6 protein-coding genes are annotated in these 14120 nt (G+C 67.7%); 2 read left to right on the top strand and 4 right to left on the bottom strand.

Going from position 1 to position 14120, the window contains the following annotated elements; all coding sequences use genetic code 11:
• Positions 1–23 precede the first annotated feature (23 nt).
• Positions 24–2066 carry a hypothetical protein gene (locus MHM88_RS17410; protein WP_239367846.1) on the top strand — a complete coding sequence of 681 codons (2043 nt, stop codon included), beginning with the start codon at positions 24–26 and terminating at the stop codon, positions 2064–2066.
• A gap of 276 nt (positions 2067–2342) precedes the next feature.
• Here MHM88_RS17410 and MHM88_RS17405 read toward each other — a convergent pair whose 3' ends face one another.
• The 3 genes from MHM88_RS17405 to MHM88_RS17395 are packed head-to-tail and all read right to left on the bottom strand — an operon-like array spanning position 2343 to position 10864.
• The gene (locus MHM88_RS17405; RefSeq protein WP_239367844.1) at positions 2343–3197 is read right to left on the bottom strand and encodes a 2-keto-4-pentenoate hydratase; all 855 of its coding nucleotides are present in this window, start codon (positions 3195–3197) and stop codon (positions 2343–2345) included.
• Between the two features lie 39 nt (positions 3198–3236).
• Positions 3237–5420, bottom strand: a complete 2184-nt coding sequence (pbpC, locus tag MHM88_RS17400) for a penicillin-binding protein 1C (protein ID WP_239367842.1) — start codon at positions 5418–5420, stop codon at positions 3237–3239.
• On the bottom strand, positions 5417–10864 hold the full coding sequence (locus MHM88_RS17395) for an alpha-2-macroglobulin family protein (RefSeq protein ID WP_370687507.1): 5448 nt from the start codon (positions 10862–10864) through the stop codon (positions 5417–5419). The genes pbpC and MHM88_RS17395 overlap by 4 nt, the downstream gene beginning before the upstream one ends.
• 150 nt (positions 10865–11014) lie before the next feature.
• Here MHM88_RS17395 and MHM88_RS17390 point away from each other — a divergent pair, with 150 nt between their 5' ends.
• On the top strand, positions 11015–13276 hold the full coding sequence (locus MHM88_RS17390; protein WP_239367840.1) for a response regulator: 2262 nt from the start codon (positions 11015–11017) through the stop codon (positions 13274–13276).
• A gap of 57 nt (positions 13277–13333) precedes the next feature.
• Here the strand turns inward: MHM88_RS17390 and yaaA are convergent, their stop codons facing one another.
• On the bottom strand, positions 13334–14098 hold the full coding sequence (gene yaaA / locus MHM88_RS17385) for a peroxide stress protein YaaA (RefSeq protein WP_239367838.1): 765 nt from the start codon (positions 14096–14098) through the stop codon (positions 13334–13336).
• Between the last annotated feature and the right edge of the window lie 22 nt (positions 14099–14120).

Here is a 14120-nt window from a genome sequence, read left to right as displayed (position 1 = left end):
GTGGCGCAAGGAGCCCAGCCGCAATGACGCAAACGATCCTCTTCGACCCGCTGGTGCCCTGGGCGCTGGTCGCCGGGCTGGCGGCGCTGAGCCTTCTTGCGCTGGGGCTGGCGATCTGGCGGCGCCTGTCGGGCTGGGCGCTGCGGGCGGCGGCGGCGCTGGTGCTGCTGGCAGCCCTTTCGGGTCCGGTGATCCAGGTCGAGGACCGCAGCCCGCTCAGCGACATCGTCATCGTGGCGGAGGACCGCACGGCGAGCCAGGGGCTGTCGGACCGGCCCGAGCAGATGGCCACGGCCCGCGCGGAGCTGGAGGCGGCGCTGGCTGCCCGCCCCAATACCGAGGTGCGCTGGATCACGGTCGAGGACAGCCCCGATGATGGCGGCACCCAGCTGATGGACGCGCTGTCGCGGGCGCTGGCGGATGAACCGCGCGCCCGGGTCGCCGGCCTGATCGCGCTGTCGGACGGGCAGGTGCACGACATGGCCCGCAGCCCCGATCTGCCGGCGCCGCTGCATCTGTTGATGACCGGCCGCGCGGAGGACTGGGACCGCCGCCTGATCGTCAGGAATGCGCCTTCCTTCGGCATCATCGGCGAGCCGATGACCCTGACCCTGCGGGTGGAGGACCAGGGCGCCGCGCCTGCGGGGGCGCGGCTGACCGACCTGCAGATCTCCATCGACGGAGGCCCGGCGCAGAGCTTTCGCCTGCCGGTGGGGGTGGATTTCGACCTGCCGCTGACCCTGCCCCATGGCGGCCGCAACGTGGTGGAGTTCCGCGTCCCCGAGGCCGAGGGCGAGCTGACCGCGCGCAACAATGCCGCCCTGTTGCAGATCAACGGCGTGCGCGACCGGCTGCGGGTGCTGCTGGTCTCCGGCGCGCCGCACCCGGGCGGACGCACCTGGCGCAACCTGCTGAAGTCCGACAGCGCCGTCGATCTGGTGCATTTCACCATTCTCCGCCCCCCGGAAAAGCAGGATGGCGTGCCGGTGGACGAGCTGTCGCTGATCGCCTTCCCGACGCGGGAGCTGTTTCTGGAAAAGATCGAGGATTTCGACCTCATCATCTTTGACCGCTACAAGCGGCGCGGCATCCTGCCGGCGATCTATCTGGACAATGTCGCCAATTACGTGCGCGGCGGTGGCGCGGTGCTGGTCGCGGCGGGGCCGGATTTTGCCAGCGCCGACAGTATCTTTCGCACACCGCTGGCCGAGGTGCTGCCGGCCCGTCCCTCGGCCCGCGTGCTGGAGGAACCCTATCGCCCCGCCATCAGCGAGACCGGCCTGCAACACCCGGTCACCGCCGAGCTGACCGGCGCCGAGGACTGGGGCCGCTGGATGCGGCAGGTGGAGCTGGAGACCACCGGCGGCGATACATTGATGCGCGGCATCGGCACCCGGCCGCTGCTGACCCTGGACCGGGTCGAGGAGGGGCGCGTGGCGCTGCTGGCCTCGGACCACGCCTGGCTCTGGAGCCGGGGTTATGAGGGTGGCGGGCCACAGCTGGAGCTGCTGCGCCGCCTCGCCCACTGGATGATGAAGGAACCGGAACTGGAAGAGGAGGTTCTGACCGCCGAGGCCACCGGCCAGCGCATGCGCATCCAACGGCGCACCCTCGGCGATCGCGTCGGCCCGGTGACCGTGACCGCCCCGGATGGCAGCACCTCCGAGGTGCGCCTGCGCGAGCTCCGCCCCGGGCTCTGGGTCGGGCGCTACGAGAGCGACCAGATCGGGTTGTATCACCTGGAGGAAGGCGACGAACGCGCGGTGATCGGCCTTGGCCCCGCCGCACCGCGGGAGTTCGAGCAGACGATCGCCACCGCGCGCGTGATGGAGCCTCTGGTGCAGAGCCTGCGCGGCGGTGCGATGGCGCTCGAAGACGGTATGCCCTCGCTGCGCAACATCCGCGAGGGGCGTCCTGCGGCGGGGCGCGGCTGGATCGGGCTGGTGCCGCGCGGCGCTTATGAAACCACGGCGGTGACCCAGTCCCCGGTGCTGCCGTCCTGGCTCTTGCTGCTGCTGGCGGCGGGGCTGATGATCGGGGCCTGGCTGCGCGAGGGACGCAGCTAGGCGGTTCCATCGTCCCGGCCCGGGTGGCTGCGCCTGATCCGTGATTGCCTGCCGGGACCCTGCATGGTGTCTGCAAGGTTTCCGCATCAAGGCCAGTGCCGACACTGCCTGCTGTGATCGTCACGCCGTCCGGGGGCGCTCCCGCCCAGGCTTGAGATCTGGCGATCTCATCGCCCGGTTGGGCCGCGCGCCGCGCCAAAGGCGCGGCGCGGGTCGCATCGGGCAAAGCCCGATGCGAAACCCCTCATGCCAACGATCCCCGCGCACATCCTTGCATCAGGACGTCGACCCGAAGGTCACCGCAACCTGCGGATCACCAGGCAGCCCCTCATAGGTAACCGTGGCAGCACCATGAAGATCGGCGGGCGGCACCAGGGCGCCGAAGGATCCGACCGACACCAGATCGCCGGCCTTGAAGGTCACGCCGGCGGCGTGCAGCCACAGGATCGTTTCGGCGGGATGTCCCAACACCGCCGAGCCGGGTGCGGAGACCACCACCCGCCCCTGCGCATCCCGCAGCGTGACCTGCATCTGCGCCAGGGCGGCGGTCAGCTGCGGCACCTCCGCGACCTCGATCTCCGCGCCCAAGACACCAAGGCGCGCCCCGACACCCATTGCAGTGATCGTCTCCGCCGTCATCGGCTCTCCGGGCGCGAGAGCGAGGTCCGGCAATTCGATGAAGGGGCGGATGCCGCTTATGTTCTCCATCACCTCCTCCGGCGTGGTGGCCCAGTTGACCGCGGCATCCCCGATCTCCAGGATCAGATCCGCCTCCACCATCGGCACCGCACCCCAGGGGACCGGCACCGTTACGCCGCTCGGCACCATCATATCGCGATAGAGCACGCCACGCACCGGCGCCTCGGCGCCAAAGCGCGCCTGCGCGGGCGGGCTGGTCAGCCCGGCCTTGTAGCCGATCACCGGCCCCATGTGCGCCGAGAGGGCTTCACTCAGCCGCGCCTGCGTACAGAGCGCATCCACCATGCTCCCCTCCGCGCCCAGGGCCACGGTCGGCGTGAACGCCATGTAGTCCGATACGAAGCGCGCAACCTCCTCTGCACTGGCACAATCGGCCCGCGCCCGCAGCGGTGTCACCGCCGCAATCGCCGCTACCGTAGCGATCAGGGCCAACCGCCCTGCTGGTTGCCTCAGCCGCCTCTTCTGCATGCCTTACCCCCTCTCCTCGATTTCCACCGTCACCCGCGCAGATTGCCCATCCGCATCGATCACCACAAGCGTGGCGTGGCCCGGCCCGGGGCTCGGAAGGTCGAGATCGCGGGACCGCAGACCCCGGGCCACCGGCAGACCGTTGGCCAGCACCGTAAACGGCAACCGTCCCCCGCGCAGCTTCAGCGCCAGACGGCCCTCCACCAGTGCCAGCCGGGCGCGGGCAGGCGGGAAGACCACCTCCGGCGCCCCAGCCCCCGCGTCGGAAAACACCGCGTCCCGCGCCCGGAACCGCTGCAGGGGCTGCGGCAACTCGGCCGAGGCAAGAACCAGCGCATTGGGCGGTGGCGGCGCCAGCGGGGTCAGGTCTGGCTTCAGCGCGGCAAAGGCCTCAAACAGCACCGGCGCTGCCAGTTCCGCGCCAAAGACCCCCGGCACCGGGGTGCCATCCGCCCGTCCCAGCCAGACGCCAATCACATGCTGGCCGTCCCAGCCCACGGCCCAGGCATCCCGGTGCCCGTAGGAGGTGCCGGTCTTATAGGGCAGAACGCCCGCCCGGGCGCCGCGCGGCACCGGCACATCACGCAGGATATGGCCAAGGTACCAAGCCGCGACAGGGGAGATCACCCGCGGGGTTCGGTCGCTGCCGTCGCCGGCCTGAACCGTCAGCTGTGGTCCGGCCCCGCCCGCCGCCAGCACCGCATACATCTGCACCAGATCCTGCAGGCTGACGCCAACACCCCCCAGGCTCACCGCCAGCCCCGCCTTGCCGCCGGGCAGCTGTGGCTGCATTCCCGCCTGCCGCATCGCCGCCATCAACCGCGAGGGGCCAAGCGCCTCCGTCAGCATCACCACCGGCGTGTTTAGCGACATCTGCAGCGCATCGCGCACCCGCACATCACCCCGAAACGCCCCGTCGAAATTCTGCGGCGCGTAGCCGCCAAAGGACACCGGCGCGTCGCGGATCAGCGTATCGGGATGCACCAGCCCCTCGTCAAAGGCGAGGCCGTAGACCAGCGGCTTCAGGGTCGAACCGGGCGAACGGGTGGCCGTCACCATATCGACAAAGCCGCGCCGCGCCGCGTCGGTATAGTCCGGTGCGCCAATCCGGGCGAGGACCTCGCCCGTGCGGTGATCCGCCACGATCATCGCTGCACCAAGCCGCGGCCCCGCCGCCGTCACCCGCCGGTGCAGCACCGCCTGCAGCCGCGCCTGCAGATCGGCGTCCAGCGTCACGTCAAACCGCGCCTGCGCCGGCGACGCGCTCTGCAGCGCATCGCCCAGATGCGGCGCCAGCAACGGGAACGGGCGGCGGCTGTCCGGCATGCGCGCCTGTGCCGCATCACGTGCAACCTGCGCCGACAGCACCCCGGCCTCATGGCTGCGCTGCAACACCCGCGCCCGTGCGGAGCGTGCTGCGCTTACCGAACGGTCAGGGCGGCGTGTTTCCGGCGCTTGCGGCAGCGCCACCAGCAAGGCTGCCTCGGCGGCGGTCAGGCGGTGCGGCTCCTTGCCGAACCAGGCAAAGCTCGCCGCCCGCACCCCTTCGAGATTGCCGCCAAAGGGCGCATGGGTCAGATAGAGCGCCAGGATCTCCGGTTTCGACAGCTGCCGCTCCAGCGCCAGCGCCACCCGGATCTGGCGCAGCTTGCCCACCCAGCGCCCGGTGGAGCCATCCTCCAGCAACCGCGCCACCTGCATGGTCAGCGTGGAGCCGCCGGACACCGTGCGCCCGTGCCACAGGGCCTGCCCGGCCGCGCGCAGCATCGCCAGCGGATCCACCCCGATGTGGGTGTCAAACCGCTTGTCCTCATAGGCGCGCAGCATCTGCAGATAGGTCGGGTCCACATCCCCAACCCGCACCGCCATGCGCCAGATGCCATCCGCCACCGGATAGGCCCGCAGCAAGCGCCCATTGCGGTCACGCAGCTCGACAGAGGTGTCCGCAAGTGTCTGAGGAAGCACCGTCGCATCGACCCACCGATCAAGCGCCTGGGCGGTAAGCGTCCCCACGACAAGCAGGACCAGAAGCGGCGTTCTGACGCCCGCCAGCCACCGCCGCAGGGGGCGCAGCGCGCCCCCGCCTGACCGAACGGTCAGGCCGCGCCCGGTCCCGGCAGGGGCCGGGCGCCCCCGCCATCGGCGCCGACGCGGCAGCACCCTGCCGGGGCGATCTGCCGGTGTCATTCGACCTGCAACCGCCCCGCCGCCGTGTTGGCGCGGTAGGCCGGGCGGTACATATCCTCGACCGAGGCCGCCGGGTGGTGGAAGTCACCGGGGCTGACCGCGCGCACCATATAGGCCAGGGTGATCGGATCATCCCCCCGCGAGGTTACGGCCGCGAGGAAACGATCCGAGCGGAATTCCACGTGATCGGCCTCCCAGAGGCTGAGCCAGTCCAGTTCGCGCAGATCGCCGGAGCGCAGCAGGTTGGGATTGTCGATCTCCAGCCCCGCCGGCAGCGGATCATTGACCATCAGCCGCGCGCCGATCTCCTCTTGCGGCAGCACCCGCAGCACTGTCACCAACCGGGTGCCGACCGCGACCGAGGCCAGATCCACCGGCGCCCCTTCCAAGGTGTAATACTCCCGTGTCAGGGCAAAGCCGTAGCCACGCGCCGCCGGGGGCACGACAGGCACGCCGATGCGGGTCAGGGTGATGTCGGTGCTGCGCCCGGAGGCCGCGGTGATCGACAGATCCGCCGGGCTGTCACCCTGCATCACCTCGACAAAAGCGCCGATGACCGGCTGGCCATTGACCCGCAGACCGGAGTCTTCGGGGTTGTCCACCAACGCCTGCGCCGCCATCAGGCTCCAAGCGGCTTCCTGGGTGGAACGATAGCCCTCACCGCCCGCGACCCGCGCCGTGAGGTAATCACGATTGACCGCCGTGCTGCCGGACTCCACCGCCAGCGCGAGGACAGCCGCCGAGTCGCGCAACTGAGTGCCGTAATCGACACGCCACACTGGCTTTTCAGCGCCTTGGCCTGCGATCATCTGCGCGGCGCGGGCAAACATCTTGTCCGCCCGGCGCTGATCGCCATAGGCCGCCAGTGCGGCCCCCAGTTGCGCCGCGCCCATCGGGGTGGAGAAGGCCTCCGCCTTCACATCCGCGTAATAGCGCAGATCGCCCATCGCCGCCGCACCCTCACGCGCCAGCACCAGCAGCGCATAGGCCACGTCCTCGCCACCGCTGTCAAAGTCCGGCGCGTAGTTCAGCCGATTGCGCAGATTGTCCATGGCGCGGGCAAAGGCCTGATCGGGCACCATATAGCCTTTGGCCCGGGCCCGGCTGAGGAAGTCAGACGCATAGGCATCCAGCCACAGATCGCCGCTCTCGGCGCGCCAGAGGCCAAAGGCGCCATTGGCGGCCTGCCGGGTCAGCACCTTGCGGATGGCGCCGTTGATGCGCGCGTCCACCTTGGGGCCATCGCCCAGACCGGCGGCCTCGGCCACCGACGACAGGTACAGCAGCGGCAGCGCCTTCGACGTCACCTGTTCGGTGCAGCCATAGGGGTAGCCGTCCAGTTGCGACAACAGCCCCGGCACGTCGAACTTGGCCAGCGGCCCCGCCGACATCACCGCGCGGGCGGAGCCAGGGCGCAGCCCCGCGAACACATCCGCGTTGAACAGGAAGCTGTCGCCACTCGCCAGCGAGAAGCGCCGGGTTTCCGAGACCTCCGGATCATTGGCGCGCACCGGCAGGCGCAGGGTCTGGTCCAGCACCTCGCCGCCGGGTGTGGTCAGGCTCAGACGCAGCTCGGGATCGCCCACGGCCTCTGCCGTGACCGGCAGTTCCAGCAGCACCCGGCCCTGTTCGGTGAGCGTCACCGAAGGCGGCAGCGCGCCCAGTTGCAGCCCGGCCCCGATCACCTCGGCCGCCAGACCGATCTCGCCCGCAGGCCCATCGGCGTGGGTGATATCCAGCCGGATGCGGCTCTGATCGCCGGGCGCCAGGAAACGCGGCAGTGAGGCGGTCAGCACCACCGGATCGCGCACGATCATGTCGGCCTCCGCCTGCCCGACCGATCGGTCAGTCCAGGCCACCGCCATCAGCCGCACGGTGCCGTTGAAGTCCGGCAAATCGATGGGCAGGCTCACGCTGCCATCGTTCCCGACCTGCACCGCGCCGTGGAAGACCGACATCAGATCCTGCGTCGGCGGCGGTGACTGGAATTGCGCCCCAAGCCCGGCATCGCCGCCGGAGCGCACACGTCCCAGCGCGCCATTGCCGGGATCGATGAGGCGGCCATAGATATCGCGCAGCTCCATCCCCAATCGCCGCTGACCGTGGAAATAGCCCACGGGATCCGGACTTTGAAAACCGGTGAGGTTGAGGATACCGACATCAACGGCGGCCAGCGTCAGCCAGACCTCCTCGCCCGCCTTGGCCCCGGCGACAGTCACGGTCGCCGCGACCCTCTGACGGGGGCGGGTGACCTCGGGGGTGTTGATCTTGACATCCAACTCCTGCCCCGGCTGGGTCACCGCGGCGTGGGCGATGCCCAGCGCCCGGGTCGGGGTGCGGCCCTGCCGACTGGCGACGGGTTGCACGACAGAGGCGGTCACATAGGCACCGCTGCCCCACTCGGATGTGACCTCAAGCGGGATCACGTTCTCGCCTGCCGTCACCTCGACCGCCTGACGGTGGATCAGCTCGCTGCCCATGACGGAGATCAGCGCGGTGCCCGCCGCTTGCGGCACGATCCGCAGGCGGGCGGTGTCGCCGGGGGTGTAGCTTTGGCCATCCAGCGACAGTTCCAGACGATCCGGGGTCTGCGCGTCGGAGGCGGGCACATACCAGCCGGCGTAGAAATCCTGCGCAGCGGTCACGTAGTCGCCATCCAGACGTTCCACCACCAGCTCGTAGCGGCCCCAGTCCACCGGCGCGGAGACCGCCACCGGTTCGCCGCCCAGCATCGCCTCGCCCGAGGCCACGCGGGTGCGGCGGGTGATCGGCTCCCACTGCCAGTCGCCATAGAGCTGATACCACTGATAGCGCGTCTCGACCCGGTTCAGCACCCATTGCACCTGCATCGGGGCGGGGGTGAGATCCGGTGCCAGCGAGATCAACTCGAACCCGGCCTCGGTGCCCTCGGCCACCACGTCATCGGCAAACTGCGTCTTGATCCCGATCACCGGGGTCGCAGGCTGGACCGGCACGGTCAATTCACGCTCGACCGGACGGGCAGAGCCATCCGAGAGCCGCGTGCGCAGGCGGGCCTCAAGCGGCAGACCCGCTGCCTGCACCTCGGGCAAATCACCAACCGCGACGGACTGGCCATTGGCGCCGGTGTCCTCGCCGCTGAAATAGCGGGTCTGGCGGTTGGTTTCCGCATCATAGCGCCCAAAGCGATAGCCGGGCCAATCGGCCAGCTGCCGCACCGGGGCGAGAGAGACATCACCCTCGACGCTGAGGCCAGCGCCGGGTGCGCCAAACAGGAACCGCGCGTCGATATCGACAACCAGCTGCCCGCCGGGACGCAGGCCCGCGACGTCGCGGATCTCCTGTTCAAAATCGATCCGCTCAGGCAGGAAATCCTCGACCAGTACGGTTTGCCGTGTCAGCGGCTCCGCCTTGGGGTCGGCATAGATCTCGATCGCCCAAGAGCCGCGCGGCGCGCTGTCGCCCACGGGCAGGGCGTAGACATGACCGCCTGCATCGCCCCCTTCGGAGATGTGGCGCGAATACTCCACACCGTCAGGGCGTTTCAGCACCGCGATCAGCGGCAGCCCTTCGATGGCCTGCGCGCGGGGATCGCGCGACAGGGCGGTGACGTTGATGGTTTCACCGGCACGATAAGCACCCCGATCTGTGGTCAGGAAGACATCAACCGGGCCGGGCGCGGGCCGGCCCTCGACACCACGGTCCGACAGATCAAAGGCGGCATCGCGCAGCGACAGGAAGGCAAAGTCCTCCTCTCCCGCGCGGGCCAGCAGCATTGCGGGCGCAGCACTGCCGGTGCCCCGGGTCAGCCCCGGCGCAAAATGCACATAGCCAGTGGCATCACTGGTGCTGCGGGCAATCACCGCGTTGGCCTCCGAGATCAGTTCGACCTCGACGCCGGCGCGGGCCTTGGCGTCCGACAACCCCTGCACCTGCACATGCAACCCATCGGCCCCGGACATGGAGCTGAGGCCAAGATCGGTCAGTACAAACCATTGCATCGCCGCCGGGCTGTCATAGGGATCGGCCCCCGGCACAGAGGCACTGAGCGCATAGATGCCCACAGGCTGATCGGCCAGCACATCATCCAGCGGCAACCGGGTGGTCATGTCGCGGTTCAACGCCTGCTGCACCTCGGCGGTGCCGGTCCAGAGTTCCTCGGCCAAGGTGGCGTCGAAATTCTCGCTCTGCCATTGGTTCAGCGGGCGGGCAAACAGGTCCTCCTGCATGCTGCGCAAGAGGTTGCGGTCGCTGATGTGCGAGAGCTTCAGGTCGAGCTTGTCGACATTGACCGTCTCCACCGGCAGGGCGGTCACATCGCTGCGCGCCAGCATATAGGCGCGACCCGGAAAGCGCACCGAGGGGCTGCGGTCGCGGATGTATTGGCTGAGGTCCACATCCTTGATCAGCGCCTCGCCATTGGCGGCCGGAAGACCGCGGCGCAGGGTGACCCGCAGATGCTGGCCATGGGTCAGGCCGGTGAGACAGAGCTCCTGCCCCGAGGCCTCGACCGCCAGGCCCTCGGCCTCGGATTTCAGATAGTCGCCATAGGTGACGCCGGTCTTGGCCAGATCCTCGGAGAAGACGATGCACATACGCGGGTCGGCGCTGTCGGCCTCGACCCGGGTGTCGCTGACCCGAAAGCCGTATTTCGCCACCGCACGATCCAGCAGATCGGCGATGTCCTGACGCGGCGCGATGTCCTGTGCCAGGCGCAGCACGGAGACCATATCGCGGCCCCGGCCCAGTTTCTCGAGCGCCAGCCCGGCCTCGCTGAGGGCGGTGGCCTGCAAGGGGGCGGCATCGGCACGCAGATAGCCGTTCAGCGCCGCCGCAACGGACTCGGCCCGAAGGCGACGGGTCTCGCTGCTGCTGTCGCTGGGCATGGCGCGCAGATAGCGGGCATAGTCCACCCAGAGATCCGGCGCATCGCTCAGCGCCACCGCCTCGCCCATCCAGCGCGCCGCAAGTGTGGCGTTGTTGCCGGCAAAGAACTGCCCGGCCCCATCCACCAGCGTGTCGAGGGGTTGGCCGCTCAGCGGGTAGCGGGTGCCGATCTCCTCTGCGAGCCTGCGCGCCGCGTTCAGATCCGTGCGGCCGGACAGCGACAGCCGTGCCGCACGCCCTGCCGCGCGCGCCGCCAATCCCGCGTCCACCGGAAGCTTGCGCACGCTCAGGGCGCCGACAAACCCCGAAGGGTCGCGCAGCTCGGATTTCGGGAAACAGGCATTGGATTTGGTGTTGTAGACAAAGCCGGCGCAGGCGTCCTGCGTGGCGCAAGCCTGCTGACAGGCTGACAGCGAGGTGTCGAACAGCGCTTGCAGGTCGGCGCCGAAATGATCGGTATCCGGCTGCGTCACAAACCGCATCTGCGGCAGTGGGGCATCGTCAGCGCCCTGCGCAGACACCGCAAGGCCTAAAGTATTCGAAAAAATAAAAGTCAATAAAATCAAAAGGCGCCGCATGGAATCCTCCCTGTCACCAGCTAGAAGCTGACACGCGATTAACCACATGGCAAGCATCAGCGCCATAACACCAACGCTAAAGCCAAATTAAGGATTGCCTGCGAGATTGGGGCCGCAGGTGCGGAATAGAGTAGTTTGGAGTTGGCGCGTATGTCGCTTGCTGAAAAATTGGCACAGGAACGCCGAGCCCGACTGGCGGCGGAGCGGCTTCTGGAGCTCAAACAGGCGGAATTGACGGATGCGAACCGCAAACTTGGTCGCCATGCGCTGGCGCTGACCAAGCGTATTGGCGCGACTCAGGCCGAAATCGCCACCTTTCGCGATGAGAACGAGAAGGTCAAAAGCGACCTCAACACCGCCAATGAAAAGGTGGAACAGGCCGAACGCCGCCTGTGGCACTCGATCCAGGCGTTTCAGGACGGGTTTGCGTTCTTTGACAGCAACAGCAAGCTGATCGGCGCCAATACCGCCTATCTCAACATTTTTGAAGGCGTGGAGGAGGTCTCGCCGGGGGTGTCCTATGTGCGCATCCTGCAGATCCTCACCGACGAAGGGCTGATCGACACCGAAGAGCTGTCGGCCGATGCCTGGCGCGCGATGATGACCGAACGCTGGATGTCCCCGGCGCCGGAGCCGACGGTGATCCGACTGTGGAACGACCGCTATCTGAAGCTGATCGACCAGCGCGGCCATGACGGCGATATCGTCAGCCTCGCTCTCGATATCACCACCACGGTTCACTACGAGGAAGAGCTGCGCGCCGCCCGCGAACGGGCCGAGGCCGCCAACCGCGCCAAATCCGCCTTCCTCGCCAATATGAGCCATGAGATTCGCACCCCGATGAATGGGGTCGTGGGCATGGCCGAATTGCTCAACGACACCAATCTGACCGAGGAGCAGCGCCTCTACGCCAATACGATCAAGAACTCGGGCGAGGCGCTTCTGGTCATCATCAACGACGTGCTCGACTATTCCAAGATCGAGGCGGAGAAACTGGTGCTGCATCCGGAACCCTTTGATCTGGAAGCCTGCATGCACGAGGTGGTAATGCTGCTTCAGGCTAATGCCCGCGACAAGGGGCTGACGCTCTTGGTGGATTACGACCTGTTCATGCCGACCAATTTCATCGGCGATCCGGGGCGCATCCGTCAGATCCTCACCAACCTGATCGGCAATGCGGTGAAATTCACCAATGAGGGCCATGTCACCGCCCGCGTCACCGGCGTGCCGCAACCCGAGGACAACACGGTGATGCTGCATATCTCGATCGAGGACAGCGGCATCGGCATTCCCGAAGAAAAGATCCGGCACATCTTTGGCGAGTTCAACCAGGTCGAGGATGAGGCCAATCGCCAGTTCGAAGGCACCGGCCTTGGCCTGGCGATCACCGAACGCCTGATCAAGATGATGGACGGCGAGATCTGGGTCGAGAGCGAGCTGGGACAGGGGTCCTGTTTTGGCTTCCGGCTGCCGCTGGTGGTCTCTGATGGGACTCAGATCAACGCGCCGGAACTGCCGGAGAATCTGAACTGCGTGATGATCGTCGACGATATGGAGATCAACCGCGAGATCCTCAATCGCCAGCTGCAGCGGCTGGGGCTCAAGGTGATCGCGGTCAACAGCGGTGCCGCGGCGCTGGAACAGATGTCGGCCGAGGTCGATCTGGTCATCACGGATCGCAACCTGCCTGGCATGGACGGCCTCAAACTGGCGCGCAGCCTGCGCCACGCCTGGCAGGATCTGCCGGTGCTGCTGCTGTCCTCCGACCCGACCGACACCAGCGACCCCGCCGTCGGCGCGATCTTTGCCGGCGTGTTGCAGAAACCCTTGCCACGGGGCGCGCTGTTCACCGCATTGACCAACCTCAGCGCCCCCACCGCAGCCGAGCCCCCTGCGCCCCCAGCATCGGAGCCGGAGCCTGCACCTGCCGCCAGCGTCAGCGCCCCTGCAGAGCCCGTCACCCCGTCGCCGCCGCTGGCCTCCGACCTGCGCCGCATGCGGGTGCTGGCCGCCGAGGACAACCGCACCAACCAGCTGGTGTTCCGCAAGATGGTCAAGGATCTGAACATCGACCTGCGCTTTGCCAACAACGGGCAGGAGGCGGTCGAGCTGTTCCAGAGCTTTGCGCCCGACCTGATCTTCATGGATATTTCGATGCCGAAGATGGACGGCAAGGAGGCCACGCAGGCGATCCGTGCGCTCGAAGGCCCCGAGCACCGCCGGGTGCAGATCGTGGCGCTCACCGCCCATGCCATGGATGGCGATTCCGAGGGGATTCTGGCCGCGGGTCTGGACGACTATCTGACCAAACCGCTGCGCAAGGCGCTGATCCACGACCGGCTGATGAAGAATGTCCCTCCCGGTGTGGCACCGCTGAGCACCAGTGAGGATGCGCTGCGCGCCACCGGGTAGGCAGCGGGATTTATGTGGCCGCGGCCTAGGGTCAGGATCCTAGGGCCGCGTGCGGCGTCAGGCGCGGCGCAGGAACACCGGCGCGTCAGGCTCGGACATCTCGGGCTGATAGGCATAACCGCCGCTGTCAAACCCGGTGATCGCCGCCGCATCCGTCAGCCGGTTCTGGATGATAAAGCGCGTCATGGCGCCCCGGGCCTTCTTGGCGTAGAAGCTGACCACCTTGGGGCCGCCCGGCTTGTCCTCCAGGAACACCGGCGTCACCACGCGCGGTTTCAGAACATCGAGATCCACTGCCCCGAAATACTCCTGGCTGGCGCAGTTCACCAGAACATCGCTGCCCACCACATCGGCCTGCGCATTCAACGCGTCGGCGATCTTGCGGCCCCAGTAGGCATAGAGGGTCTTGCCCTTTGCCGTCGCCAGCCGCGAGCCCATTTCCAGCCGATAGGGCTGCATCGCATCCAGCGGGCGCAACAGCCCGTAGAGCCCGGACAGGATGCGGAAGTGATCCTGCGCCCAGGCCAGTTCATCGGCGTCGAGCGAGGTCGCCTCCAGCCCCTGATAGGTATCGCCGGCAAAGGCCAGCGCGGCAGGGCGCAGGTCCGAGTCGCTGGGGTCGGCCTGAAAGCTGCGAAACCGCTCGTGGTTCAGTTTGGCCAGATCCTCGCTGATATGCATCAGCTTCATCAGATCACCCACCGACAGGGTGCGTGCCACCTCTGCCAGGGCGATGGCGTCGTCCTGGAGCGCGGGATAGGTCATCTCCACATCGCGGTCGGACCAGTCGAGTTTCTTGGCGGGGGATGTTACTACCAGCATTCTCTGCCTCCGTTTGCTCTTG

The organism is Epibacterium sp. MM17-32, assembly GCF_022348205.1.
Taxonomy (GTDB): domain Bacteria; phylum Pseudomonadota; class Alphaproteobacteria; order Rhodobacterales; family Rhodobacteraceae; genus Epibacterium.
The sequence above is the reverse complement of the archived record's forward strand: the minus strand, read 5'-3'. Positions and strand labels throughout refer to the sequence as shown.

Bases quoted from the DNA above. Each gene is read 5' to 3' on its own strand.
- MHM88_RS17410 (WP_239367846.1), top strand. From the start codon at position 24: ATGACGCAAACGATCCTCTTCGACCCGCTGGTGCCCTGGGCGCTGGTC.
- pbpC (WP_239367842.1), bottom strand. From the start codon at position 5,420: ATGACACCGGCAGATCGCCCCGGCAGGGTGCTGCCGCGTCGGCGCCGA.
- MHM88_RS17395 (WP_370687507.1), bottom strand. From the start codon at position 10,864: ATGCGGCGCCTTTTGATTTTATTGACTTTTATTTTTTCGAATACTTTA.
- MHM88_RS17390 (WP_239367840.1), top strand. From the start codon at position 11,015: ATGTCGCTTGCTGAAAAATTGGCACAGGAACGCCGAGCCCGACTGGCG.
- yaaA (WP_239367838.1), bottom strand. From the start codon at position 14,098: ATGCTGGTAGTAACATCCCCCGCCAAGAAACTCGACTGGTCCGACCGC.